The sequence below is a fragment of the Streptomyces sp. NPDC053432 genome (assembly GCF_055585365.1).
Window position 1 is genome coordinate 20,391 of sequence record NZ_JBVJKF010000002.1, and the last position, 23,282, is coordinate 43,672.

General features: G+C 72.8%; 21 protein-coding genes and 4 pseudogenes. 8 read left to right on the top strand and 17 right to left on the bottom strand.

The window, feature by feature from the left end:
* Nucleotides 1-143 precede the first annotated feature (143 nt).
* Nucleotides 144-1,574: an amidohydrolase family protein gene (locus ACZ6Y1_RS03130; protein WP_469621830.1), complete on the top strand. Its 1,431-nt coding sequence runs from the start codon at nt 144-146 to the stop codon at nt 1,572-1,574.
* A gap of 72 nt (nt 1,575-1,646) precedes the next feature.
* Here the strand turns inward: ACZ6Y1_RS03130 and ACZ6Y1_RS03135 are convergent, their stop codons facing one another.
* The 5 genes and pseudogenes from ACZ6Y1_RS03135 to ACZ6Y1_RS03155 all read right to left on the bottom strand — a co-directional run.
* Nucleotides 1,647-2,156 (bottom strand): hypothetical protein, encoded by a 510-nt coding sequence (locus tag ACZ6Y1_RS03135; RefSeq protein WP_469621835.1) that lies wholly within the window; start codon nt 2,154-2,156, stop codon nt 1,647-1,649.
* 174 nt (nt 2,157-2,330) lie between these two features.
* Complete coding sequence (locus ACZ6Y1_RS03140; RefSeq protein ID WP_469621838.1) at nt 2,331-2,993, bottom strand: CE1759 family FMN reductase; 663 nt, start codon at nt 2,991-2,993, stop codon at nt 2,331-2,333.
* Nucleotides 2,990-4,120 carry an LLM class flavin-dependent oxidoreductase gene (locus ACZ6Y1_RS03145; protein WP_469621842.1) on the bottom strand — a complete coding sequence of 377 codons (1,131 nt, stop codon included), beginning with the start codon at nt 4,118-4,120 and terminating at the stop codon, nt 2,990-2,992. The genes ACZ6Y1_RS03140 and ACZ6Y1_RS03145 overlap by 4 nt, the downstream gene beginning before the upstream one ends.
* A gap of 121 nt (nt 4,121-4,241) precedes the next feature.
* Nucleotides 4,242-4,937: a response regulator transcription factor gene (locus ACZ6Y1_RS03150; protein ID WP_469621845.1), complete on the bottom strand. Its 696-nt coding sequence runs from the start codon at nt 4,935-4,937 to the stop codon at nt 4,242-4,244.
* Nucleotides 4,938-5,218: 281 nt separating this feature from the next.
* A pseudogene (locus ACZ6Y1_RS03155) lies at nt 5,219-5,362 on the bottom strand (IS630 family transposase); the annotation flags it as partial.
* A gap of 7 nt (nt 5,363-5,369) precedes the next feature.
* Here ACZ6Y1_RS03155 and ACZ6Y1_RS03160 point away from each other — a divergent pair.
* Together ACZ6Y1_RS03160 and ACZ6Y1_RS03165 are read left to right on the top strand one after the other, a co-directional pair.
* Nucleotides 5,370-5,498, top strand: a pseudogene (locus tag ACZ6Y1_RS03160) (helix-turn-helix domain-containing protein); the annotation flags it as partial.
* 180 nt (nt 5,499-5,678) lie between these two features.
* Nucleotides 5,679-6,155, top strand: a complete 477-nt coding sequence (locus ACZ6Y1_RS03165; protein ID WP_469621848.1) for a cupin domain-containing protein — start codon at nt 5,679-5,681, stop codon at nt 6,153-6,155.
* Nucleotides 6,156-6,286: 131 nt separating this feature from the next.
* Here the strand turns inward: ACZ6Y1_RS03165 and ACZ6Y1_RS03170 are convergent, their stop codons facing one another.
* Complete coding sequence (locus ACZ6Y1_RS03170; protein ID WP_469623654.1) at nt 6,287-7,405, bottom strand: nucleotide disphospho-sugar-binding domain-containing protein; 1,119 nt, start codon at nt 7,403-7,405, stop codon at nt 6,287-6,289.
* 150 nt (nt 7,406-7,555) lie between these two features.
* Between ACZ6Y1_RS03170 and ACZ6Y1_RS03175 the strand changes: the two are divergent.
* Nucleotides 7,556-8,300: pseudogene (locus ACZ6Y1_RS03175) on the top strand (PIG-L deacetylase family protein); the annotation flags it as partial.
* On the opposite strand, the pseudogene ACZ6Y1_RS03180 reads toward ACZ6Y1_RS03175, so the two are convergent.
* The 6 genes and pseudogenes from ACZ6Y1_RS03180 to ACZ6Y1_RS03205 form a co-directional block, all read right to left on the bottom strand.
* Nucleotides 8,265-8,768, bottom strand: a pseudogene (locus tag ACZ6Y1_RS03180) (maleylpyruvate isomerase family mycothiol-dependent enzyme); the annotation flags it as partial. The pseudogenes ACZ6Y1_RS03175 and ACZ6Y1_RS03180 overlap by 36 nt on opposite strands.
* A complete protein-coding gene (locus tag ACZ6Y1_RS03185; RefSeq protein WP_469621853.1) occupies nt 8,765-9,361 on the bottom strand; it encodes a TetR/AcrR family transcriptional regulator in 597 nt (198 codons plus the stop codon). The pseudogene ACZ6Y1_RS03180 and the gene ACZ6Y1_RS03185, both read right to left, overlap by 4 nt.
* Before the next feature lie 66 nt (nt 9,362-9,427).
* Nucleotides 9,428-9,967, bottom strand: coding sequence for a DUF3291 domain-containing protein (locus tag ACZ6Y1_RS03190; RefSeq protein WP_469621855.1), 540 nt, complete (start codon nt 9,965-9,967; stop codon nt 9,428-9,430).
* A 32-nt stretch (nt 9,968-9,999) separates the two neighbouring features.
* On the bottom strand, nt 10,000-10,719 hold the full coding sequence (locus tag ACZ6Y1_RS03195) for a helix-turn-helix transcriptional regulator (RefSeq protein ID WP_469621858.1): 720 nt from the start codon (nt 10,717-10,719) through the stop codon (nt 10,000-10,002).
* Between the two features lie 265 nt (nt 10,720-10,984).
* A complete protein-coding gene (locus tag ACZ6Y1_RS03200; protein WP_469621861.1) occupies nt 10,985-12,151 on the bottom strand; it encodes an alanine--tRNA ligase-related protein in 1,167 nt (388 codons plus the stop codon).
* 333 nt (nt 12,152-12,484) lie between these two features.
* Nucleotides 12,485-13,777, bottom strand: coding sequence for an NAD(P)/FAD-dependent oxidoreductase (locus ACZ6Y1_RS03205; RefSeq protein ID WP_469621863.1), 1,293 nt, complete (start codon nt 13,775-13,777; stop codon nt 12,485-12,487).
* A 202-nt stretch (nt 13,778-13,979) separates the two neighbouring features.
* Here ACZ6Y1_RS03205 and ACZ6Y1_RS03210 point away from each other — a divergent pair, with 202 nt between their 5' ends.
* Both ACZ6Y1_RS03210 and ACZ6Y1_RS03215 read left to right on the top strand, forming a co-directional pair.
* Nucleotides 13,980-14,735, top strand: a complete 756-nt coding sequence (locus ACZ6Y1_RS03210; RefSeq protein WP_469621866.1) for an alpha/beta fold hydrolase — start codon at nt 13,980-13,982, stop codon at nt 14,733-14,735.
* Nucleotides 14,736-14,823: 88 nt separating this feature from the next.
* A complete protein-coding gene (locus tag ACZ6Y1_RS03215; RefSeq protein WP_469621869.1) occupies nt 14,824-16,065 on the top strand; it encodes an MFS transporter in 1,242 nt (413 codons plus the stop codon).
* On the opposite strand, the gene ACZ6Y1_RS03220 is transcribed toward ACZ6Y1_RS03215, so the two are convergent.
* The 4 genes from ACZ6Y1_RS03220 to ACZ6Y1_RS03235 form a co-directional block, all read right to left on the bottom strand.
* The gene (locus tag ACZ6Y1_RS03220; protein ID WP_469621872.1) at nt 16,027-17,262 is read right to left on the bottom strand and encodes an FAD-dependent monooxygenase; all 1,236 of its coding nucleotides are present in this window, start codon (nt 17,260-17,262) and stop codon (nt 16,027-16,029) included. The two genes, ACZ6Y1_RS03215 and ACZ6Y1_RS03220, sit on opposite strands and share 39 nt — an antisense overlap.
* A 110-nt stretch (nt 17,263-17,372) precedes the next feature.
* Entirely contained in the window at nt 17,373-17,714 is a 342-nt protein-coding gene (locus ACZ6Y1_RS03225; RefSeq protein WP_469621874.1) for a class I SAM-dependent methyltransferase, read from the bottom strand.
* Between the two features lie 16 nt (nt 17,715-17,730).
* Entirely contained in the window at nt 17,731-18,498 is a 768-nt protein-coding gene (locus tag ACZ6Y1_RS03230) for an NPP1 family protein (protein WP_469621879.1), read from the bottom strand.
* A 745-nt stretch (nt 18,499-19,243) separates the two neighbouring features.
* Nucleotides 19,244-20,119 carry an SDR family NAD(P)-dependent oxidoreductase gene (locus ACZ6Y1_RS03235; RefSeq protein WP_469621882.1) on the bottom strand — a complete coding sequence of 292 codons (876 nt, stop codon included), beginning with the start codon at nt 20,117-20,119 and terminating at the stop codon, nt 19,244-19,246.
* A 132-nt stretch (nt 20,120-20,251) separates the two neighbouring features.
* Here ACZ6Y1_RS03235 and ACZ6Y1_RS03240 point away from each other — a divergent pair, with 132 nt between their 5' ends.
* Nucleotides 20,252-20,725, top strand: a complete 474-nt coding sequence (locus tag ACZ6Y1_RS03240; protein ID WP_469621885.1) for a MarR family winged helix-turn-helix transcriptional regulator — start codon at nt 20,252-20,254, stop codon at nt 20,723-20,725.
* 243 nt (nt 20,726-20,968) lie between these two features.
* Here ACZ6Y1_RS03240 and ACZ6Y1_RS03245 read toward each other — a convergent pair whose 3' ends face one another.
* The gene (locus tag ACZ6Y1_RS03245; RefSeq protein ID WP_469621888.1) at nt 20,969-21,601 is read right to left on the bottom strand and encodes a TetR/AcrR family transcriptional regulator; all 633 of its coding nucleotides are present in this window, start codon (nt 21,599-21,601) and stop codon (nt 20,969-20,971) included.
* Nucleotides 21,602-21,665: 64 nt separating this feature from the next.
* Between ACZ6Y1_RS03245 and ACZ6Y1_RS03250 the strand changes: the two genes are divergently transcribed.
* Nucleotides 21,666-23,270 (top strand): FAD-binding oxidoreductase, encoded by a 1,605-nt coding sequence (locus ACZ6Y1_RS03250; RefSeq protein ID WP_469621895.1) that lies wholly within the window; start codon nt 21,666-21,668, stop codon nt 23,268-23,270.
* Nucleotides 23,271-23,282: the final 12 nt, after the last annotated feature.

The window sequence follows — 23,282 nt, forward strand, 5'->3', positions numbered from 1 at the left end:
AATGGAAAGAGTTTTCCGCGAACACCTATCGAATGGTCGTTCGCTGGGCATGCTGCGTGTGATCTCCCGCCCCGCTCGACGCTCCGTCTCAGCGTTCCGCCCGGGCGGGCCTTCCGTTCTCGGCCTTCGGGAGGTAACACGCCATGCAGGAACTCCCCACTCCGCCGTCGGCACCGAGCCGCCGGGACCTCCTCGCCGGTCTCGGTCTGGCCGCCGCCGCTCCGCTCGTCCTCGGTGTCACCCCGGCCCCCGCGTTACGCGACGGACCCTCCCGCCGGCCCGCCGCGGGCGGCGGGACGGTCCTGCTCCGCGGGGCCTCCCTGGTGCTCACCATGGACCCCGCCCTCGGCGCCGGCCCCCTCGGCGCCCTCGAGAACACCGATGTCCTGATGCGGAACGGCGCCATCGCCGCCGTCGGCACGGCCCTGGGCGCGCCGCCCGGCGCCCGGGTGCTGGACACCTCGGGCAAGCTGGTGATGCCAGGGTTCGTCGACACCCACAACCACCTCTGGCAGGCGGTGATCCGGGGCGGCTGCACGGACCGGGACCTGTTCGGCTGGTTCCAGCGATGTACCGACCCGCAGCGCGGCCGTCTGACGCCCGCGGCCCTCCACAGCTTCGTGCGGCTCGCCGCCCTCGACGCCGTCCAGTCGGGCGTGACGACGCTGGTGGACTGGGTGGACATCTTCTCGTACGACCTCATCGAGAGCTACGTGCGCGCCCTGGCCGGCACCGGGGTGCGGTTCACGTACGCGATGTACCCGCCGGCTCCCGACGGGGTGCTGGTCGGGCGGGTGAAGAAGGAACTCGTCGACCGGGTGCCGCTCGCTTCCTTCCAGGTCGCGACCCATGCGGCGCGGGCGGCCCAGGACCACAACCGCGCCCACTGGGAGGCCGCCCAGGAGCTGGGGGTCATGCTCAACTCCCACGTCCTGGAGCGCCCCGAGCAGCGCGCCGACGACCCCATCGGGGTGCTGAGCGACATCGGGGCGCTGGGGCCGCGGCTCCTGATCAACCACGCGATCCACCTGACGGACGCCGAGATCGCCGCCGTCGCCGAGCACGACGTACGCGCGGCCCACTGCCCGCTCAGCAACATGCGGCTGGCCTCCGGGATCATGCGGCTGGGGGAGCTCGGGCGGCGGGGCGTGAAGGTCGGGCTCGGCCTGGACGGCGGCACGAACGACAGCTCCGACTTCCACGCCCTGATGAAAGTGGCCATCGGTCTGCAGCGCGCCCGGGCGACCGACTCCGAGGTCTTTCCCCAGGTGAGTGACGTCCTGCGGATGGCGACGCTGGGCGGCGCCGAGGTCCTCGGCATCGCCGACCGGGTGGGCTCCCTGACCCCCGGGAAGCGGGCCGACCTGGTGGTGGTCGACCCGGCCGCCCTGAACTTCGCCCCGCGCTTCGACTGGGTCGGCCAGATCGTGTTCAACGGGCGGCCCGAGAACATCGACGCCGTGTTCGTCGACGGGCGGGCCCTGAAGCTCGGCGGCCGCCTGGTCGACGTCGACACGGACCGCGTCGTACGGGAGGCGGAGGCGGCCGCCACCCGCCTCCGCGCGGCCGGCTAGAACGGCTGGAACGGCTGGGGACGGCTGGGGACGGTCCGGCTGCCGGACGGTCGCCGAGCAGAGCGGCACCGGTCAGCAGCCGCCGCAGTTGTAGAAGGTCACGTCCCAGTGACTGCCCTCGTCGGCGTAGACGTTGCCGGCGCCGGACTTCCACTGCGGAGCTCCGTCGCCGCGCAGCCCGATGTAGGTGAAGGTGTTCTTGATGTACCCGCCGATGCAGGTGTACTTCGAGAGGTCGAGCTTGTAGCCGTTCCAGTGCGAGTACGTACCGCTCGCATGCCCGGTCTCGGTGCCGCCGGTGATGTTCAGTGCGCAGCCGCTGGCGCTCTTGAGGGTCTGGGCGCCCTGCGCGGTGGCGAGGTTCAGCTGCTCGAAGGAGGTGCAGGCGGAGTTGTAGCGGTCGGAACAGCCACCCGACGATGACCAGGTGATGCCGGAGCTCCGGAACATCGACGTGGCGGTCGCGTGGCTGATCTTGGTGGCGGCGTGGGCCTCCGTGGCCCCGCCGAGGATGCCGATGCCGGGGGTGAAGAGCACACCCGATAAGAGGACCAGTGCGCTGAGGACCGTGCGGATCTTCATCGGGGGTTTCCTCCTGCTGGTGACCGTAAGGGGTCGAGCAGGACGATGGTGCCCCAGCCCTGCGCACGCCGACCAGAGGGCCTCGGCGGCGGCCACGCGCGGGGCTCGGGGCCCCGGCCCGGGGGCCCGGCCCGGGGGCCCGGCTCGGGCACCTGGCCGTCACGGCCGGGGAGGCTACTCGACCGCCAGCGCGGCCAGCCGCTGAGCGAACGGCACCACCGCGAAGCCGTGCGCCGGATCCACCGAAGTGATCGCCCCCGTCAGGGAACGGGGTGCGATGGCGGCGGTGGTGTCCACGTCCGGCGCGGACGGGGCCGCGTGGTGAGCGGCGGGCGCCATGAAGCGGGCCAGTTCCGCGCCCCCGCGGGCGATCCGCTGCGCCAGCCCTTCGTCGCCCCAGTCCTCCGAAGCCGCGTACACGGCGGTCGGCAGGACGAGCGCGCGCAGGTAGGTGAACAGCGGCCGCAGGGCGTGCTCGGTGACCAGCGAGTGCCGTGCGGTGCCGCCGGTCGCGCCGATCAGGACCGGCTTGCCGGTGAGGGCGTCCTTGTCCATGAGGTCGAAGAACGACTTGAACAGGCCGCTGTACGAGCCCGCGAAGACCGGGGTCACGGCGATCAGGCCGTCCGCGGCCGCCACCGCGTCGAGCGCGGCGGCGAGCCGGGCGGGCGGGAACCCGGTGACGAAGTGCTGGGCGATCTCCGTCGCCAGGTCCCGCAGTTCGATCACCTCGGGCTCGGCGTCCGCGTGGCGCAGCGTCTCGGCCGTGAGGCGGTCGGCGAGCAGGCGGGTCGAGGAGGGGGAGCTGAGCCCGGCCGATACGACGACGAGTTTCATGCGCGCGTCTCCTCCTTCGGGGTCTCCTGCGCGTCTTTCGAGGTCTCCTGCGCGTCGGCCGCCCGGGCCGCGCGGGCGGCGTGCGTCGGCGCGTCCGGTACGCCGGCCGGGCGGAGGTTCGCGAACTCCTTGCGGAGGACCGGTACGACCTCCTCGCCCAGCAGGTCGAGCTGCTCCAGGACCGTCTTGAGGGGCAGGCCGGCGTGGTCCATCAGGAACAGCTGGCGCTGGTAGTCCCCGGCGTAGTCCCGGAAGGACAGGGTCCGCTCGATGACCTGCTGCGGCGAGCCGACGGTCAGCGGGGTCTGGGAGGTGAACTCCTCCAGGGAGGGGCCGTGGCCGTACACGGGCGCGTTGTCGAAGTACGGGCGGAACTCGCGGATCGCGTCCTGCGAGTTCTTGCGCATGAACACCTGGCCGCCGAGGCCGACGATGGCCTGCTCGGGAGTGCCGTGGCCGTAGTGGGCGTAGCGCTCCCGGTACAGGTTCACCATCTGCTCGGTGTGGGAGGCGGGCCAGAAGATGTTGTTGTGGAAGAAGCCGTCGCCGTAGTAGGCGGCCTGTTCGGCGATCTCCGGCGAGCGGATGGAGCCGTGCCAGACGAAGGGTGCGACGCCGTCCAGCGGGCGCGGGGTCGAGGTGAAGGACTGCAGCGGGGTACGGAACTTGCCCTTCCAGGTGACGACGTCCTCGTCCCACAGGCGTCGCAGCAGGGCGTAGTTCTCGATGGCGAGGTCGATGCCGTCGCGGATGTCCTTGCCGAACCAGGGGTAGACCGGGCCGGTGTTGCCGCGGCCCATCATCACGTCGACGCGGCCGTCGGCGACGTGCTGGAGCATCGCGAAGTCCTCGGCGATCTTCACCGGGTCGTTCGTGGTGATCAGCGTCGTCGACGTGGAGAGGATCAGGTTCTCGGTGCGGGCGGCGATGTAGCCGAGCATCGTCGTCGGCGAGGAGGGGACGAAGGGCGGGTTGTGGTGCTCGCCGGTGGCGAAGACGTCGAGGCCGACCTCCTCGGCCTTCTGCGCGATCGCGAGCATCGCCTTGATCCGCTCGTGCTCGCTCGGCGCGCGTCCGGTCGTCGGATCGGGCGTGACGTCTCCGACGGTGAAGATCCCGAACTGCATGGCTCCCCTTCCCGAGGTTGTTTAGAATTCAACTATACCCCGGAACGAAGGGTGCTCCTGAGGTATTCCCGGTGTGCTGCGGGCGCGGCGGGGGCCGTCCGGTTTCGCGTTGACGACGGGGTCAGCGGGTCAGTGCCGCCACCAGTTCGTCCCGGCCGCCCGCGCCCGTCTTGCGGAACACGGCCTTCAGGTGGTCGTTGACCGTGTACGGCGACAGCCCGAGGCGCCGCGCGATCTGCTTCACCGGTGCCCCCTGCCGGAGCTCGGCGACGATGTCGCGTTCCCGCGGGGTGGCGACATCGCCCGCGCCGTCCGCGTCGAGGGACTCGGCCTGAGCGGTGCACCACCTGCCGCAGACTGCCGGGGGCGTGCGGACCAGCAGGCCCGGGACTTCGCGGTGGTGTCGTGAAGGGGCGGCCCCGGAAGGAGCGGCGCCGGAGCGGGCGGCGGCCCCGGAGCGGGCGGCGGCCCCGGAGCGGGCGGCGAGCGAAAGGGCCAGGAAGAAGGCGTTGGACGCCCATGCGGGAACGGTCCGCCTGCCGCGCGCCACCAGCACCGGCGCGTCGGGGCCGGGGCGGAGCGGGCCGGACGTCCCGTTCCGGCGGAGGGCCGCCACCAGGGCGGGCCGCAGCCGGACCGCCTGCCGGGCGTCCTGCCCGCCGAAGGGGCGGCCGCCGCAGGAACGGAGCAGCCGCAGCTCTCCCCAGACCACCCGGGAGCCCGTGAGCGGCAGGCCCGTGCGCGGCGAGGATCCGGTCGGTCTCCCGGTCGTGCCGCTGCCCGCCCGCGACATCCACGGCGCCGCGCGGGCTGCCACAGGCGCCCCGGCCCTGCGGGCCGCCCGATGCGCCGAACAGGTTCCCGAGGAGCGCCCCGGCCAGGGCGGGTTCGTACCCGTACCAGAAGCTGAAGCTGCAGAGGTCGGTACCCATGGCGGGATCCGTACCCCTGAGGCAGAGTCCGTCGTGCGCGACATAGGGGCGAGCCGGCGGGAGACGGCGGCGGCGACCTCCTCACGGGCTCGTACTCAGGCTCGCCGCCGCGTACCGCATTGGTTCGCCGGATTGGCGGTCGGGACGGTGCCCGGCACCCGGCACCGGGCACCCGGCTCGCGCCGGTCGAGGCGAGCAGCATCGTCGCGCGCCGGTAGCGCACTGAACTGGTGCTGCGCCGGCGCACGATCTGCTGCAGTTCCTGCCCTTCCTGACCGGTCGGTCTGCGTCCCCGCACAGGCTCGGCCACAACTGCCGGGTACCGGCTACCGGTGACCGCCCAACCGGTACAGGCCGACGAGGACACCGTCCGCGATGCCATCCACCGGTTCAACGAGATCGGTCTGGCCTGCCTGGATCCTCGGTGGGCGGGAGGCCGCATCCGCGCCGCCCATACCGGTGCCGACGTCCGCCGCTGGGCGAAGGAGAGAACAAGGGCATCCCGGCATCAGAGGGCGACCGGCTCGCGTCCTTGCGGCCGGAAGGGCCCCGGGCTCTGAGATGGTTGACGTGGGCTGGCGCAAACACTGCGACCGTGTACCGCCCGCGTTGACCGGGAGAGAAGTATGACCATCAAGGACATCGGGCCGGAACCTCAAAGCTTCGACCTCGAGAAGGCGACGCTCGAGAACACGAACTACCGCGCGGTCGCCTGGTCTGGTAAGTACCTCCAGCTGACCCTCATGTCGATCCCGGTGGGTGAGGACATCGGCTTGGAGGCGCACCCGGAGACCGACCAATTCCTACGACTCGACGCCGGCCGGGGCCGCGTCCAGATGGGCAGCGCGAAGGATCGCCTCGACTTCGACCGGGAGGTCGAGGACGGCTGGGCGATCTTCGTACCCGCCGGCACCTGGCACAACGTCACCAACATCGGTGACGAGACCCTGCAGCTCTACGCCGTATACGCACCGGTCCACCACGCGTCGGGCAAGATCCAAGCGACATCCGCCGACGCGGAGCGCGACGAGGACTCAGGCAACGACGAGCCGCCGAGCTGGTCGGACCAACCTGCCCGACAGCCATCGGACGAGCACGCCTGACCAGCGAGCGGCTTGTCCCGACAGCTCGATGCGGTCGAGCTCGGCCACCGCACCTCCAGCGGTCGGACCGGACGTTCCCGCCCGTCCAACCGCCCCGACCGCCATTCCGGCCAACCAACGCGGTCACAGCGCTAGGCGGCCGTCAAGGCCTCCAGGGCCGGGACGGTCTCCGCGGGTGTCGGCAAGGCGTCGTTCTCCGCGCGGAGACGGGCGGCGGCCTCGCGTAGCGCCGGGTCGCCGACGAGGCGGGCGAGGAGCGGGGTGTCGACGTCGTCGGAGGCGGACCGCAGGGCGGCGCCGGTCGCGGTGAGGGCGTCGGCGTTGGTGAAGTGATCGGCGCCCTGGGGAAGCAGCAGCTGGGGCAAGCCGGCCTGCAGTGCCGTGAGCATGGTGCCGGAGCCGCCGTGGTGTATCAGCGCGTCGGAGACGGTCAGCAGCTCGGCGAGCGGCACCCAGGGCAACGGGCGGACGTTGTCCGGCAGAGTGCCGAGAGGAGCGAGGTCCGCGTCGCCGACGGCGAGCAGGAACTCGGCGTCCGCCGAGGCCGCGGCCTCGATCAGACGGCTGATGGCCCGGACGCCGTCCAGCTCGGTGAGCACGGTGCCCAGCGTGACGACGACGCGCGGGCGGGAGCCCCGCTTGAGCAGCTCGGCGGGGATGGTGCCGCCGCCGTTGTACGGGAGGTAGCGCATCCGCAGCCCGGTCGGGTCGCCGCCGAGCGAAGCGGGCACGATGTTGAGGGCCACGGGCTCCGCCGGGCCCGCCACGCCGTACGTCTCGTACGCCTCGGTGAAGTTGTCGGCGAACCGGCGGACCATGTCGAGGCCGGAGGTGACGCCGAAGTTCTGCAGCACCGACGGGATCTTGAGCTTGGCTGCGACCAGCGGGGCCGACGCCTGGAAGGAGTCGTAGACCAGTAAGTCGGCGCCCCAGCTGCCGGCGGCCTCCAGGAGGTGGTCCACGGTGGAGCGGGACACGCGGGCGAAGACACGGGCGGCCATGTCGAGGATCTGGTCCGTGGTCTTGTCGCGGTTCACATAGCTCAGCTCCCCGTCGGACTGCTCGAACACCTCCCGGATGGTGCGGCCGTCGCCTATCTCGACGATCGGGAAACCGGCCTCGCGCAGCCGGTCCAGCGGCTGAGCGCTCGCGAACAACACCTCGTGCCCGGCGGCACGAAGGGCTTGCGCGGTGGGGATCATCGGGAAGAGATGACCGGCCGCGGCCGGTCCGGTGAAGAGGATGCGCACGGTTTCTCCTTGCCAAAGGTCTGCCGGTTCGGGGACGGGGCGTCCGGGGGGCGCCTCGATCCCTCCGGGTGAACTGCCGACGCGGCATGCTTCGTTCCCACGAAGAGGATCGAAATCCGGACATTCTGTTGCAGGAAGGTACGTGCGCCCATGACCCCGACCCGACCCGCCGCTCCCCTCCCCGCCGCTCCCCTCCCCGCCGCACCCCTCGCCTCGCTCCTCGGCGTCTTCGCCCACCCGGACGACGAGTCCCTCCTCGCCGGCGGCGTACTCGCGCAGCACGCCGCCTCGGGCGCGGCGACCGCCGTGGTCACCGCCACCTGGTCCCCCCGAGAGCCACCGGGCCCCCGAACTCGCCGACGCGCTCGCCGCCCTGGGCACCGGCGAGCCCCGGATGCTCGGCTTCGCCGACGCCCGCGTCCCCGGCTCCGCGCCCGGCCGGCCCCGGCTGTGCGACGCCCCGATCGACGAGGTCGTCGGGCTGATCGTCGGGCACATCCGCGCCGTCCGGCCCCGGATCGTGGTGACCCACGACGGCTACGGCCAGCTGACCGGGCATCCCGATCACGTCCGCACCCACCAGGCGACCGTACTGGCCTTCCACGCGGCGGGACTTGAACACTTCCGCCCCGAGAGCGGAGCTCCTTGGCAGCCCGGGGCTTTGTACGCGGCCACCCATCCGCACTCGGGCGTCGGCGAACTCGCCCCGTTGTTGAAACGCGTCGGGAAGAGGGTGCTGAGCGTCCCGGACGAGCACGTCACCGCGACGGTCCACGTGACCGGCCGACGGCTCGAACAGAAGTGGGCCGCGATCCTGGCACACCGCAGCGAAGTGGCCCGGGAGCGCGCCCTGCCCGGCATCCTCGCCCGGCTCCCCGCGCATCCCCGTGGCCGCGAACCGGTCCGCCATGGGCGCGATGGCCGTCAGGCACGCTCCGACGGCTTCGGCGTCGAGGGACGTCCCGACGCCTGCGGCCTGCGCGAGATCCCAGGTGTGGACGAGCGGCTCGATCACGGCGGTGGCGAGCACCCACTGCGCCGTCACCTCACCGTGGGGCGAGGCGACTCGGAGGCCCGGTTCCATGCGGGACACCAGCCCTTGCATGGATGTGAAGGTGGCGGCCCATACGGCGGCCGGCGCACCCGCGACGGCCTCGGCCGGATCGGGCAGCGGTTCGCGCGGCCCTTGTCCGGACAGCAGGGATGCGATCTGCTGTTGACCGTCGATGACGTGTCCCAGGACGTGCAGGCACGTCCAACCCTCACAAGGCGACGGGCCGTTGCAGCGGTCTGCCGGTACGCGGTCGACGACGTCGCCGACCTGTGCGAGCACCCGCAGATAGCGCTTCGTGGTCGGGTTCATCGTGTGTCCTCCTGGCTGTGGCCGGGCAGCAGCGGGTGCAGGGCGTTCCAAGCGGCCCGGGACAGCACGGTCGCCGCGCTGCCGGGCGGTTCAGTCCCGGTGAGCAGCCATCGGCGCGTGTACTCGTGGGCGGGGCCCATCCACACGGCGACGACGACGCCGAGGGAAGGTTCCCCGCCCCAGCCACGGTCCCGCAGCCACTGGGCGACCGCGTGGAAGAACTCCCGGCTGCGGGCCGCGATCCCGGGTGTGTCCCGGGGGGCGGACCAGCCGGGCGGGGCGGCCAGGAACGCGGCGAGCCGCGGATTCTCCTGCCCCCAGGCCAGGTGACGGCGCACCACGCCTTCGATGCCGGCCCGCAGCCCCGTCTGCGGGAGCAGGACGGCGAGCAGCTCGCTCTGGTGCAGGTCGAGCCCTTGGAGGTAGACCGCTTCGGCCAGGTCCTGCTTGGTTCGGAAATGGTGGAAGAAGCTGCCGTTGCTGACGTCGGCCCGCTTCCGGACCTGCTCGACCGTCGTGCTCTGCACTCCGTTCCCGAGGAAGCAGTCCAGGGCTGCGGTGAGGATGCGCCGGCGTGTGTCCAAGCCCAACATGCCGTCGGAGTAGCGCTCTGGAGTGATGCTCTGGCAGGGGCATTTCAGGCCATGCGCCCCGGGCGGTCAGACGATCGGCAAGGCCTCTGCCCGCGTCGGCCGGGCGGTTTCGCCGGCATCGGCGGGCTCGACGGCGTGGGCGGCTTCCTCGGCGGTGTAGGACGAGGCGAACGTGAACGCGCGCGGGGACGGCCCGTTGACCCGGAGCTCCGCCAGCCGCTCCAGGGCTTCACCGACGGTCGGGAGGTGACCGGCGGGGACCCACCAGAGCACCATGTGCGCCTCGACATGCCGTTCGAACCATTCGCGACGCCGCCGCATCACCTCCAGGTGCCGACTGCGGTAGGCGAAGTCCCAGAGGGCCTCCTGGCTCTCCCACACCGACAGGTTGATGACGACGTCCTCCCCCGCCGGACGCAGGCCGGTCGCGTCGCCCTCCCCCTCCTCCACGAGCCGCCACACGAAGCCGGGCGCGCCGTCGGCGGCGGCGTTGACCGGGTCGAGCAGCTCGACGAACGGCGCGATGCGGGGGTCGTCGAGGGGGTGGCGCAGAGCGGCGACATTGAGCTGGGCGAGGTGGGCGGCGGCATGCACGGATGGGGTCATGGGCCTCATCCCAGCACGCCCCCGTTTCTATGTCAATGTTCATTGTTTTTAGAAGCTTGCACCACCACGCAGCACTCCCCCGGCCGTGCGTCCATACGGGCACGGACCGCGCCGTCGGTGCCGAGCAGCCCCTCCAGCAGGGCGAGGTTCATGCCGCAGACGAGCGGCGGGAAGCGTTCCGCGACGGCGTGGAAGGGGCAGTTGCGCATACGGACGACGGGTTCCGCGGTCCCGGTCACCCCCTCGGCCACCCGCTCGGCGCCGCGGGCCCCCTCAGGGCTCTCGGCATCCTCCAGGTGCGGCTCGTAGCCCCGCGCGGCCAGCACCTCCATGGCCTCCTCCAGCCCGGCGCAGGGTTCCGCCGAGCCGCGCAGGGCTTCACCCCGGCGGCGCGCGGCCGCGCAGAGCCCGGCGTCCAGTCCGGCCTGCTCGGCGGCCTCGGCGAGCAGCTCGGCGGCGGTGCGGTAGTCGCGGGCGGGCAGCGACACCGACCGCTCGGTGCGGGCCCGCGTGTACACCTTGGCGGGACGGCCCGCTCCCGGCCCCGTGCGGCCGGTCAACCGCCGGCTGCCGCTCTCCAGCAGGCCGACCTCGGTCAGCTTGTCCAGATGGTGCGCGGCCAGCGTCCGCGCCACTCCGGCCGCCTCGGCGGCCTCGTTGCGGCCGACCTCACGGCCCTGCGCGGCGACGTACTCGTACAGGCGGCGCCGCACCGGATCCTGCAACGCGGCGATCGCATCGATGTCCTCCATCCGGCCATTCTAGGAACAACACGGGTTGGATATAGAAAGCGCCGCATGCCGGTCGGACGTGGCAGGGGGCGCCGGCAGGCGGCGGAGACCTCGCGTGCCGGGTGAGGCCGGCACGGGGCCTTCCCCGGCAACACGCGGGTGCTGCGTGGGCACGCACTCGATCGCATGGCGCGACTACGCGCAACTGGACGGGCCGGCCGGGGAGTTCCGCAGTCTCGCGGTATTCGTCCAGCCGAAGCCGGCAGGGTCGTCGCCCGGAGTGCGCTCACTCCTGGCGGAGGCTCGTGATCAGGTCGCGCGGCAGGCCGTGGGTGTCGTGGAGGTAGTGGAAGTCCTCCTCGGTCAGGCGGCCTCGGAAGCGGGGGCGGGTGAGTACCTGGCGGCCTCGCTCCAGGAGGCGGCGGAAGCGGTGTTCCTCCTCGCGCAGGACGCACAGTACGTCGCCGTGGTGCATGTCCTGGCGGAAGTGGTCGAGCGTGTGCCGGACGAGTTCCTCGGGGAGGTCGCCGAGACCGCGCGAGGGATCGTCCCGCCACAGGACGGTGAGCACCCTTCGGACCAGGCGGCGCAGGACGTAGCCCCGGCCTGTGTTGGCCGGGCGCACGCCGTCGGCGAGTACGACGACGGCCGAGCGCAGGTGGTCGCACACCACGCGCAGCGAGGGTTCGTCCAGGTGCCACAGGGGCGGGACGAGGCGGCGCCACGGGTCGAAGACGTCGCACTCGAACACGGAGGACCTGCCCTGGAGCAGTGAGGCCAGCCGCTCCACGCCGAGGCCGGTGTCGACGTTGCGCTGCGGAAGCGGCACGAGCGAACCGTCGGCGAGCCGGCGCTGGCTCATCGTGACGTGGTTCCAGATCTCCACCCAGCGGTCGTCCCGGGTGGGTGTCGACCGGGGCGGGCCGTCGCCGCTCCACAGGAAGATCTCCGAGTCGGGTCCGCACGGTCCGACGGGCCCGTTCGACCACCAGTTGTCCTCCACGGTGGGCTCCACGGGTACGCCCAGGTCCTGCCACAGGCGGAGGGAGTCGGTGTCCGGCCCGGTCTCGCCGTCGCCGGCGTGGACGGTGGCGTGGAGGAGGCCGGGGTCGATGCCCAGTCCCTCGGTGAGCAGCCCGTACCCCCAGCCGAGGCTGAGGGGGCCGCCGTAGTCGCCGAGCGACCAGGTGCCGAGCATCTCGAAGACGGTCAGGTGCGTGGCGTCGCCGACCTCCTCCAGATCCGTGGTGCGCAGACAGCGCTGTACGTTGACCAGCCGTCGGCCCAGCGGGTGGCGGCGGCCCTCCAGGTACGGGGTGAGCGGGTGCATGCCGGAGGTGGTGAAGAGCACGGGGTCGCCGGGAGGCGGCAGCAGTGTCGAGCCGACGATGCGGCGGTGGCCGCGCTCTTCGAAGTACTCGACGAACGTGGTGACCAGTTGTTCCGTGTTCACGGGACGGCTCCTTCGCTTCGAAGCGTGGGAGGCACCGGAGAACGGGACCGTTCGGTCTCCGGCCGGGCGGGGGCGCCACGGCATGACCGGCGGACCGTGTTCCGGTCGCCGGGGAGAGGGGGTTGAAGTCAGGCGGCGGCAACCGGCGAGCGGGGCGCTCGCGCGGTCGCGGTGGTGCGGGGGCCGGTGACGTTCATGCCCGTGACCATAGCCCGGCCCGGTCCCCGCAGCACCCGGATTTCACGCCCCCCGGCTGCCGCTGTCGACGGTGCGCCTGGCCCCGGCTCCCGCTCCGGGGCCCACTGCGGCCGCTACGCCGGGGCCGGCGGCGGCTCAGCGTGCCGGGGAGGCCCCCGCACCGCGGTACCTGACGTTGACGGCCGCGGCCCTCGCGAGGGCCGCGGGGTTCAGGAAGCGCAGGGGGCCGATCAGGCGGGCCGCGAACAGGTACATGTGCCGCGCCATCGACTCGTCGCGGGCCGCCGCCGAGAACACCAGCCGTTCCCCGGGGTTGAACGGCCGGGCCTTGGCGAAGTCGACGGCCACGGACTGGTGGCCGCGCAGCCGGCGCCGGTGCCGGCGCGCGTACAGGGCGAGCGCGCGGTCGAGGTCACCCCAGCCGTCCGCACCCCAGTCGGTCGCGCCCCGGCCCGCCGCACCCCGGCCCGCCGCGGTCGGCCCGACCGCCTGGGCGAGCCACCGCGCGGACTGCAGCGCCCATCCGCATCCCACTCCCCACAGCGGGTCGCCGGTCAGGGCGGCGTCGCCGATGAGCGCGATGCCCGGCGCCGTCGGGTCGCGGGTGACGAGCGGGTAGTCGACGGTGCCGATGAACTTGGTGATGCGCTCGGCGGTGTCGATGGGCGGCGCCCCGGGCAGGGCGCGGACGAACTCCAGGAAGCTGCCTTCCAGGTCCTCCCTGAAAGCCGGCAGCCGCTCCTTGTCCGGGAGCACCGCGAGGACGGTCACCCCGTCGTCGTTCGGGAAGGCGTACGCCATGTCGGGTTCGAGGAACCAGGTCTGGCCGATCCCGCCCTGCAGCGGCAGGTTGCGGAAGTGCGCGAGATAGCCGAACCGCCTGTTCTCGTGCACCTTGGTGGGCACGTCGGCGAACTTCGCCACGGCCGAGTCCTTGCCGTCGGCGCCGACCACCAGCCGGGCCCGGATCGTGACGTCGCCCCGCGGCGTCGCCGTGCGCACCCCGACCGTACGTCCCGCTTCCCGGACCAGACCGGTGACGCGGTGGCCGAGGAGCAGGTCGACGCCGGGGGTTTCCGCCGCGCGGGACCTGATCAGCGGGTCGAGGGTGCTGCGCCGGATGTTGTACCCGTACGGCAGCGCGGGCCCCTGCGGAGCGGCCCGCGGCTCGATCCACCCCCAACGCGTGTACCAGCGTGCGTCGTTGCGGAGCGCTCCGGCCTCCTCCAGGGCGGGTACGAGCCCGAGTTCGTCGAGCACCGGGTGGGCGTTGGCCGTGATGGAGTGGGTGCACAGCACCTTGTACGCGTCGGGGTCCGAGCGGCGTTCCAGCAATGCGACGCGGACACCGCGCCGGGCGAGCAGGATCGCCGCGGTGCAGCCGGCGAGGCTGGCTCCGCTGATGACGACGTCGTAGTCGTGGGTCATGTACGGGTCGCTCCCTTGGGGTGTGGTGCCGTTCACGGGAGTGGTGCGGTGCCGAATCCGTCGGCTGGTTACCAATGGTAGGAGCTGCGCACCGGGTGCGGGACGGCCAGGACGGACGGTCAGGACGGTCAGGACGGGCCGAACCGCCCACCCCCGCTCCCCGGCGCGATCCGGTGATCACTCGCCGCCTAGAGTCGGGCGCATGACTCTCGCTCATGACGTAATCGGGGACGGCCCCGCACTGGTACTGCTGCACTCCGCGGTCTGCGACCGGCGGATGTGGGATCCGCAGTGGTCCGCCCTGGCCGAGGCCGGATACCGGGTCGTGCGCCCCGACTTCCGCGGCTTCGGCGAGACTCCGCTGCCGGACCGGCGGCACAACGACGCGGAGGACGTAGTGGACCTCCTGGACTCCCTGGGCATCGAGGAAGCGGCTCTGGTCGGCTCCTCCTACGGCGGACGCGTGGCCGTGGAGATCGCCGCACGCCGTCCCGACCGGGTCTCCTCCCTGGTGCTGCTGTGCTCCGGGCTGCCCGGACACGAACCCGGCGATGAACTGCGGGCGTTCGGCGAGCGGGAGGACGCGCTCCTGGAGGCCGGTGACGTCGCGGGAGCCGTGGAACTGAACCTGGACACCTGGCTGGGGCCGGACGCCGACGAGGCGGTGCGGGAGCGGGTGCGCGAGATGCAGCGGCGTTCCTTCGACATACAGCTGGCCGCCCCGGAGGGGGCCGGCCGGAGGGCGGTCGAGGCCGATCCGGCGGCGGTCAAGGCGCCCTGCCTCGCCGTGTCGGGCGGTCACGACGTCACGGACTTCCGGCAGATCGCCGCCCGGCTGCCGGAGCTGCTCACCGACGCCCGGCACCTCGAACTGCCCTGGGCCGGCCACCTTCCCGGCCTGGAGCGGCCCGCCGTCGTGACGGACCTGCTGCTCGACTTCCTGCGCGGGACGGCCTGACCAGTTGCCGCATATCTCTTGCTCTTGCGAGTAACAGGCAGAAAGCTGGGTGAGTTCTTACTTCCACCTCGGAACGCGGAGCTTCACCATGCCCGGACTGATGCCGGATTCCGGCCCCCAGCGCGTCATCGCCGCCTCGAACTTCGTCTACACCGTGGGCAGTGGCCTCTATCTGACCGCCGGGGTCCTGTACTTCACCGAGGCGGTCCACCTCCCGCCAGCCCTGGTCGGCCTCGGACTCGGCATCGCCGGTGCCGTCTCGCTGGCCATGGGCATCGCCGTCGGCCATCTCGCGGACCGATACGGAGCACGCGGTGTCTACGCGGTCACCCTCGTCGTGCAGGCGCTGGCCACGGCCGGGTTCGTACTGGCGGACAGCTTCCGGCCGTTCGTCCTGGCGGTCGGCATCGCCGCCGGCGCCAAAGCGGCCGGACTGGCCGCCCGCAGTCCGCTCATCAGGCACTACGGAGGGGACCGTCCGCAGGAGTTCCGCGCCTACCTGCGCGCCGTGAGCAACCTGGGCATCTCCCTCGGCGCGCTGCTGGCGGGCTGGGCCGTCCAGGTGGGCACGCTCCCCGCGTACCGACTGCTGGTCATCGGCAACGCGGTCGCGTTCGCGGCCTCCGCCGTGATCCTGGGCCGGCTCCCCGCGGTCGCGCCCGTCGCCGCCGTCGGCGGTCCCCGCTGGATCGCCCTGCGGGACCGCCCCTACCTCCTGCTCACCGCTCTCGACGGCATCATGGCCGTCCAGTTCAAGGTGCTGACCGTGGCCGTCCCGCTCTGGCTGGTCACGGCCACCACCGCCCCGCGCTGGCTCATCTCCGGCACCATGCTCGTCAACACGGTCATCGTCATCGTGTTCCAGATACGGGCCAGTCGCGGCATCGTCTCGCCGGCGGCCGGCGGGGCCGCCTACCGGCGAGCGGGTGTGGCGTTCCTCCTCTCGTGCTCCCTGATCTCGCTGTCGGCCGGGATCCCGGCGTGGGCCGCGGCCGCGCTCCTCACCGGGGCGATGGTGATCCACACGGTCGGCGAGCTCTGGCACTCCGCCGCGGGTTTCGAAGTGTCGTTCGCCCTCGCTCCACGGCACGCCACCGGCCAGTACCTCGGGGTGTTCGGCCTCGGCGCGGGACTGGCCGAAGCCCTCGGTCCGGCCCTGCTCATCTCGCTCTGCATCAGCTGGGGCCGACCCGGGTGGTTCGTCGTGGGAGCCCTGTTCGCCGTGACGGGTCTGGTGACGCCGCTCGCCGTCGGCCGGGCACAACGCCGGCAACGGCCCCCGGCGGGGGACTCACAGCCGGAAGCCGCCCGGAAGGGGGCGGTCGTCTGATCCGGGCAGGTGGAAGCCGTTGAAGAGGTCGTCCATGCCGCGCAGGGCCAGACGGTCGGGGACCGCCCGGACCGCGAGGTCGCGGGCCGCCGCCGCGAGGGGGTGGCGGAGGGCGCCGAGTCGGCCGACGCGGCGGGCCCGGACGCGGACCGCGTCCGTGCGGTCGCTGCGGGCGGCGGTGTAGGCGGCCAGGGCCGCCGGGACGGGATCGGTGCCGTGGGCGCTGTCTCCCACGGGGAGCAGGTGGGCCAGGACCACCGCGTCCTCGATGGCCTGGCAGCCGCCCTGACCGAGGTTGGGGGCCATGGCGTGGGCGGCGTCGCCGAGCCAGGCGATCCGGCCGTGGTGCAGACGTGGGAGCGGGGCGGCGAGGTCGTGGAGGTCGTTCTGCAGCACGTCGGCGGCTTCGAGGCGGCCGACGCGGTCCAGGAGGGCCGGGATCGGGTCGTGCCAGGTGCCGAAGCGGTCGCGGAGTTCGGCCCGGGGGTCCGCCGACCGGGTGCCGGCCGGGGCGACCGCGGTGGCGTAGAGGTAGTAGCGGCCGTCGGAGAGCGGGGTGATGCCGAACCGCCGGCCCCTCCCCCAGGTCTCGCTCATGGCCGGGATCCGCAGGTCCGGGGCGTGCACCAGGGCCCGCCAGGCGGTCTCGCCCAGGTAGTTCAGGCCGGGGTGGTCGGGGAAGTGCGCGCGGCGCAGCGGGCTGTGGATGCCGTCGGCGGCGACGACCAGATCGGCGGACAGGTCCGGTCCGGTCTCCGTCCGGACGGTCGGGCGGCCCCCGGGTTCGCCGCTGTCGTCGACGGCGGTCACGGCGGTCACGGCGGTGCCGTAACGGATGGTCCCCGGCGGCAGGGTGGCGGCCAGGGCGGCGGTGAAGGAGGGCCTCGGGACGGCTATGGGGGCGATGCCGTAGCGGGCCGCCATGTCCGCGGTGCGTGCCCGGGTCAGCCACTGGCCGGCGGAGCGGCGTACGCCCATCGCCTCGGGCACGGCGCTGCCGGTGGCGCGGACGGCGTCGACGCCGATGGCGTCCAGCGCGCGCAGGGCGTTGGGAGCGAGGCCGATGCCGGCGCCCGTCACGGGCTGCTCGGCGGCGCGCTCGCAGACGGTGACGTGCCATCCGCGCCGGTGCAGGGCGATGGCGGCCGTGAGACCCCCGATGCCCGCCCCGGCGACCACCGCGTGACGTATCGGCATGACACACCTCATCGTTCGGTTCGAGCCGGCTCCACGGCTGCGCCCGGCACCGCAACTGTAGGACGCGGACGCGTCACGTCCTGCCCAGCCGCCGGCTCCACGCCGGTCCGCTACGGCTCGACGAACAGGGGGCTCAGGGCGGCGCCGGCCGGGACGGCGAGGGACGCGGCCCGGCGCGGTGCGACCACCCCCGGATTGCGGCGCCGGAACTCCGCGGCCATGCCCCCGCCCGGCTCCACGGCGACGACGCGCGCCCCGCTCGCCCCGCCCGCCCGCAACAGGGCGGTGGCGATGCCCGTACCGGCCCCGATGTCGGCGGTACGGGCGCCTGCCGACGGGGAGCCGGCGAATCCGGCGACGGCGTCGAGGAGTTCGGGCGGGCAGGAGGGGCGGTGGGCGGCATGGCGAGCGGCTGTCGCGCTGACGGAGCGGGCCCGGGTTTCGTTCGTCATGCCGCCCGTGAGGGGGCTACTGGTACGGGTTGAAGGGGATGCCCGCCGGTTTGGCCTTCGCCAGGTGGTCGGCGAAGGCGCTGTCCTTCAGGCCGAAGTGCGCGCTGCCGAAATCGGCCTGGCTCAGCTTGTCCCGCAGTCCCGCGGGATAGCCCGACCATCCGACGAGGGCGGGGAACTGCCAGGTGCCGCGGTGGTTCTCGGGCGGTTCGTCGTTGGTGTTCGCCGCGCGGAAGCAGTGCGTGCCGATGCCGTCCTTGTGGTAGACGATCTTGGGGTGGGTGCCGTCCCAGCGGATCTGGTCGCGGGAGTGGACGACGAAGTCGCCGTGGGCGGAGGTCGAGACGTACTTGGCCTCGTCGCCCTGGATCCACACCACGACGTGTTCCCAGTCGTGCCGGTGGCCGCCGAGGCTGATGCCGGGGATCGCCTGGTCCTTCTCGAAGTACAGACCGTAGATCACGGCGCACCAGCCGTTGTTGCAGGTCCAGCGGGAGTAGCCGTTGGTGTTGGCGAGGTCCGAGGCGTCGTGGCAGTTGCCGTTCAGGGCGCCGGTGGGGTTCAGTCCGCCATTGAGGACTCCGGTCGGGCCTATGGCGGGGGTCGGGTAGCAGCCGTCGGTGTCGTAGTCGTACGCCGGCTGGAAGGTCAGCTCGATCGCCTCGGCCTGGCTGGGCAGTGCGGGCGGTGGTGCGGCGAAGGCGACCTGGGGCACGGCGACCACCAGCGCGAGGGCGGCGCCGACGACCGCTAAGGACCTGCTGATGTGACGGTTCGTCCGCAAGACGTGCCTCCTGGCCGGCCGGGGTCGGAATGGCGCGTGCATCGCGACCACCGTCGGCCGACACGCCGGGCAGCATCATTCGCGAACCGGCGCGGTGCGGCAAGGGTGCGGGCAGCCCGTCTTTCCGGCACGAAAGGCCATGAACTGCCTTACTAGGGACGCCCGTTGACGCCGCTTCCGAGCGGGACTCGAGTCACTCCGGGCGCGGCGGCCGCCCGCAGCACGGACTTCAGCGGACTTCAGGAGACAGGACCGTGACGTTCGTCGTCCGAGCCGCACCGGGGGTCCCGCTGAGCCTCCAGTTCGAACCCCCGGGGACCGAGTTCGAGCTCGCTCCCGGCGACCGGCTCACCTTCCAGTGGCCGGTACCGCCCGCCGAGGGGGCTGCCCGGCGGGGTGACGCACGAGCCGACCGGCTCACACCGCGCGCGCTCGACCGGGGCACGACCCGCCTCGGGAACTCGCACGTTCAACATGCCGGTCTTCGGCCATGAGCCGGCCACCGTGTCGCGCCGGTCTCCCGCCGGCCGGCCGACGGGCCCACCCGTCCGCCTCACACGGTCACGGTCAGAGGGTGTTCATCAGGATGATGGCGGCGAGGTCCAGCAGGATCACCGCGATGACGGCGATGACCGTGGCCCAGGCTCTGCGCGACTCGTCCATGCGTACGAGTCTCCCCCCGACCCGGTCCTCCCGCGAGGCAGACGCCCGGCACGCGTCGACGGCCGGGCGTGGGACCGGCCGGTCAGGAGACCCAGGCTCCGGTCATGCCCAGGACCGCCGAGCCGTCCTGGTCGGCCAGCTTGGTCCCGGTGAAGCCGCGGGCCCACTCGGAGGTCTGGATGCGGAACGCGGGCTTCTGGGCGGTCAGCGCCTCCATGACGGCCTCGGCCGCGCCCGCCGGGGTCTGGGCCCCGTTCGTGAACTGGCCGACGGTGCGCTCGATGTAGTGGCGCATCGCGTCGGCGTAGGGGCCGGCCGCGGCGACGGTGGCCTCGATGTCGATTCCGATGTTGTTGACGAACTCCGTCGCCACCGCGCCGGGCTCGACGACGGAGACGGCCACGCCGACCGCCGCCGCGACGGGCGCCAGGCTCTCCATGTACCCCTCCACCGCGAACTTCGCGGCGCAGTAGGCCTCGTTGAAGGGCTGGCCGATGACTCCGCCGACGCTGGTGACCGTGATCAGCCGGCCTCCGGTGGCGCGCAGGTGCGGCAGGGCCGCCTTGGACACGTTCAGCACGCCGAAGAAGTTGACCTCCATGACCTCGCGCACGTCGGAGACGGACTCGAGTTCGAGGGTGCCGACGTGACCGGCGCCCGCGTTGTTCACCACCGCGTCCAGACGGCCGTAGTCGGCGATCACCCCGGCCACGGCGGCGGCGACGGAGTCCTCGTCGACGACGTCGAGCTGCCTGATGTCGATGTCGACGCCCGCTTCGGCGGCGGCCTTGCGCAGGGCGTCCGCCCGGCCGGTGTCACGGAGGGTGGCGACCGTGCGCCATCCGGCGCGAGCGGCGGCCACGGCTGCCGCCAGGCCGATGCCGGAGGAGGTACCGGTGATCAGGACGGTCCGGAGGGAGGTTTCGGTGGTGGTGTCGGGGGTGAGGGGGGTCGACATGGCCGGAGCCTTTCACTGGGAGTGCCACGAGTGTCGTGGGGAGGGATCGCCTGTGTCACCGGGCGTGATTTATGTGCGTGCACACACACTATAAATTTATGTGCGTGTGCACGCAAGCCCTACACTGCCGACATGGCGAAAAAGCTCACCGAAACCCAGATGCCGACGGCCGACTACGCCTTCTACGGGCTGGTCTGGGCCGGCGCCACCCTCACCGACCGGGTCGACCGGGCCCTCGTCAAGGCGCACGACCTCCCGGTGTCCTGGTTCGAGGTGATGCTGTGGCTGGCCTCCAGCCCCGAGCCGGTTCCCGCCTCCACGCTGGGGAACAGCACGCTGCTCAGCCGCAGCCAGGTCTCCCGCGTCGTCGACGCCCTGCGCAACCGGGGCCTGGTGACCCGTACTCCGTCGGCGCGCGACGCCCGGTCGGTGGAGGTCTCCCTCACGGAGGCGGGACGCACGCTGTTCGCCGAGGCCGACGCAACTCGCCGCGAGGCGCTCGCCCCGGTCTTCACCGAGCTGCTCGACGAACACGACCTGGAGGCGCTGGAGAGGGTCTGGCGCAAGCTCAAGGCCGTCAAGGCCTCGCGGCCCGAGAAGGGGTAGTACGCAGGCGGCCCCGTCAAGCCGCCGACATCCCGGGCGGGGCCCGACTCCACGGGCACCGGACGACGGGCTCCGGACTCCCCAGGCTCCGGACCACGGGCTCCGGACTCCCCACGCTCCGGACGACGGGCCCCGGACCACGGGCTCCGGACGACGGGCCCCGGACCACGGGCTCCGGACTCGACGGGCACCACGTCGGCGGGCCCCGCGTCGGCGGGCACCGCACCGCGCGGGCTCCCGGTCTCAGCCCGCCCGGTCGTCCGGGGTGAGTGTCGCGGCGGCCGCGAAGAGGCGGGCGCAGCGGTCCGTCATGGCCGCCGGGGTCTGCTCCGGATGCTTGACCCACCAGCGGACGAGGGTGGCGACCAGGTCCCGCCAGACGTACTTGAGCGCGTCGGCGTCCAGCGGGTCCGCGGAGCCGGCCGCGCGCAGCAGCTCGGCCGTGCCGCCCGCGGCGAGCCCGTCGATGGCCGACCAGTACTCCGATGCCCGGCGCTCGGCCTCGCCGCCGGGCGGCAGCGTGGTGTCGTACAGCACGAACCACGCCTCCCGCCGCCCCTCCAGGGCCTCGAAGATGCCGCGCAGCACGCGCAGAGGCGTCTGCGGACCGGTGCCGCCGGCGCCCATCGCCGTCCGGACGGCTTCCAGGAGGCGGTCCCCTACGGGCACCAGGCAGGCGACGTAGAGCTCCTCCTTCGTGCCGAGGTACTGGTGCAGGAGCGTCTTGGTGACGCCCACGCGCGCCGCGATCGCGGGGAGCGACGCGGCCGCGTAGCCGCGGGTGCCGAATTCCTCCGTGGCGGCCTCCAGCATCTGCTGCCTGCGGTGCTCCCGCGGGACTCCCTTGGTGCCGGCTCGGGTCGGAGGGGTTGCCATGCGCCGATATTATCAGTAAGTAATTTACCCCTAGGTAAATTACCGCGACCTCCGGAGCGCATCCATGGCCGGCACCACCCCGCAGCCGCAGTCCCGCATCCGCTCCTGGTGGGGCTGGGGCTGGACGGACGCGCATCCCGACGACGCGGAGTGCGTCGCGATGGGCTCGCTGATACCCGGCACCCTGCCCCGCCCGCTCCCCGTCCCCCGCGTCCGCGACCTGGGCATCGGGGGCCCCGCCGTCGAACCGCCGCACAGCCTCGGACACCTGGTCTCGGCCGACCCCGGGGACCGCGCCGCCCACGCCATGGGCAAGGCCTACCGGGACGTGGTGCGGGCGCTGCGCGGGCGGCCCGGCCGGATTCCCGATCTCGTCGCCCGCCCGACGGACGAGCGGGAGGTGGCCGACCTGCTGGAGTGGGCGGGCGACCGGCGGGTGGCCGTCGTCCCGTACGGCGGGGGTTCCTCGGTCTGCGGTGGCGTGGAGTACCGCGGGGACGCCCACGGGGCGGTGGTGTCCCTCGACCTGACGGCGATGGGCCGGGTCCTGGAGGTCGACACCGGCGGACGGGCCGCGCGCATCCAGGCGGGCACCCTCGGGCCGGACCTGGAGGACCAGCTGCGGCCCCACGGGCTCACCCTGCGGCACTTCCCGCAGAGTTTCGAGTTCTCCACCCTGGGCGGCTGGCTGGCCACCCGCGCGGGCGGCCACTACGCCACCGGCCGCACGCACATCGACGACTTCGTGCAGTCGATACGGGTGGTCACCCCGGCCGGCACGAGCGGTTCCTGGCGGCTGCCCGCCTCGGGGGCCGGGCCCTCCCCCGACCGGCTGTTCCTCGGCTCCGAAGGCGCCCTCGGCGTCATCACCGAGGCCTGGGTCCGGCTGCAGGAACGCCCCCGCCACAAGGCGTCCGCCTCGGTCGCCTTCAGCCGCTTCGACGAGGCGCTCCGGGCGGTGCGCACCCTCGCGCAGTCCGACCTCTCGCCTGCCAACTGCCGTCTGCTGGACGCCGGTGAGGCGGCGCTGTCGGGTGCGGCACAGGACGGCTCCGCCGTGCTGGTCCTGGGCTTCGAGTCGGCGGACGAGCCGGTGACCGCCCGGCTCGAACGGGCCGTCGGCCTGGCCCGCGCGCACGGGGGCCGTCCCGGCGGTACGGCCGGTGCCGGCGAGGGCGGCGGAGGTGACGCGGCCGTCTCCGCCTGGCGTTCGGCGTTCCTGCGGATGCCCTACCTCCGCGACGGTCTGGCCAGGATGGGCGCCGTCGCGGAGACCTTCGAGACGGCTGCCACCTGGGACCGGATCCCCGGCCTGATCGAGGCGGTGCGCAGCGAGGTCGGTGCGGCGGCGCTGAAGGCGACCGGTCACCCCGCCATGGTCAACTGCCGTCTGACGCACGTCTATCCGGATGGGGCGGCCCCGTACTTCACCGTCCTGGCGGCCGGCCGGGACGGCGACGAGGACGCCCTCTGGGACGACCTGAAGGCCGTGGCGGTCGAGGTCCTGCACCGGTACGGGGCGACCGTCACCCACCACCACGCCGTGGGCCGGGACCACCGTGCGGGCTACGACCGCCAGCGCCCCGAGCCGTTCGCCCTCGCGCTGCGCGCCGCGAAGGGCGCGCTCGACCCGCACGGCATCCTCAATCCCGGCGTCCTGGTGGACTGACCTTTACCGGGG

Coding starts and splice junctions, on each gene's coding strand:
- ACZ6Y1_RS03130 (WP_469621830.1), top strand. CDS start 144: ATGCAGGAACTCCCCACTCCGCCGTCGGCACCGAGCCGCCGGGACCTC.
- ACZ6Y1_RS03135 (WP_469621835.1), bottom strand. CDS start 2,156: ATGAAGATCCGCACGGTCCTCAGCGCACTGGTCCTCTTATCGGGTGTG.
- ACZ6Y1_RS03140 (WP_469621838.1), bottom strand. CDS start 2,993: ATGAAACTCGTCGTCGTATCGGCCGGGCTCAGCTCCCCCTCCTCGACC.
- ACZ6Y1_RS03145 (WP_469621842.1), bottom strand. CDS start 4,120: ATGCAGTTCGGGATCTTCACCGTCGGAGACGTCACGCCCGATCCGACG.
- ACZ6Y1_RS03165 (WP_469621848.1), top strand. CDS start 5,679: ATGACCATCAAGGACATCGGGCCGGAACCTCAAAGCTTCGACCTCGAG.
- ACZ6Y1_RS03185 (WP_469621853.1), bottom strand. CDS start 9,361: ATGTTGGGCTTGGACACACGCCGGCGCATCCTCACCGCAGCCCTGGAC.
- ACZ6Y1_RS03190 (WP_469621855.1), bottom strand. CDS start 9,967: ATGACCCCATCCGTGCATGCCGCCGCCCACCTCGCCCAGCTCAATGTC.
- ACZ6Y1_RS03195 (WP_469621858.1), bottom strand. CDS start 10,719: ATGGAGGACATCGATGCGATCGCCGCGTTGCAGGATCCGGTGCGGCGC.
- ACZ6Y1_RS03205 (WP_469621863.1), bottom strand. CDS start 13,777: ATGACCCACGACTACGACGTCGTCATCAGCGGAGCCAGCCTCGCCGGC.
- ACZ6Y1_RS03210 (WP_469621866.1), top strand. CDS start 13,980: ATGACTCTCGCTCATGACGTAATCGGGGACGGCCCCGCACTGGTACTG.
- ACZ6Y1_RS03215 (WP_469621869.1), top strand. CDS start 14,824: ATGCCCGGACTGATGCCGGATTCCGGCCCCCAGCGCGTCATCGCCGCC.
- ACZ6Y1_RS03220 (WP_469621872.1), bottom strand. CDS start 17,262: ATGCCGATACGTCACGCGGTGGTCGCCGGGGCGGGCATCGGGGGTCTC.
- ACZ6Y1_RS03225 (WP_469621874.1), bottom strand. CDS start 17,714: ATGACGAACGAAACCCGGGCCCGCTCCGTCAGCGCGACAGCCGCTCGC.
- ACZ6Y1_RS03235 (WP_469621882.1), bottom strand. CDS start 20,119: ATGTCGACCCCCCTCACCCCCGACACCACCACCGAAACCTCCCTCCGG.
- ACZ6Y1_RS03240 (WP_469621885.1), top strand. CDS start 20,252: ATGGCGAAAAAGCTCACCGAAACCCAGATGCCGACGGCCGACTACGCC.
- ACZ6Y1_RS03245 (WP_469621888.1), bottom strand. CDS start 21,601: ATGGCAACCCCTCCGACCCGAGCCGGCACCAAGGGAGTCCCGCGGGAG.
- ACZ6Y1_RS03250 (WP_469621895.1), top strand. CDS start 21,666: ATGGCCGGCACCACCCCGCAGCCGCAGTCCCGCATCCGCTCCTGGTGG.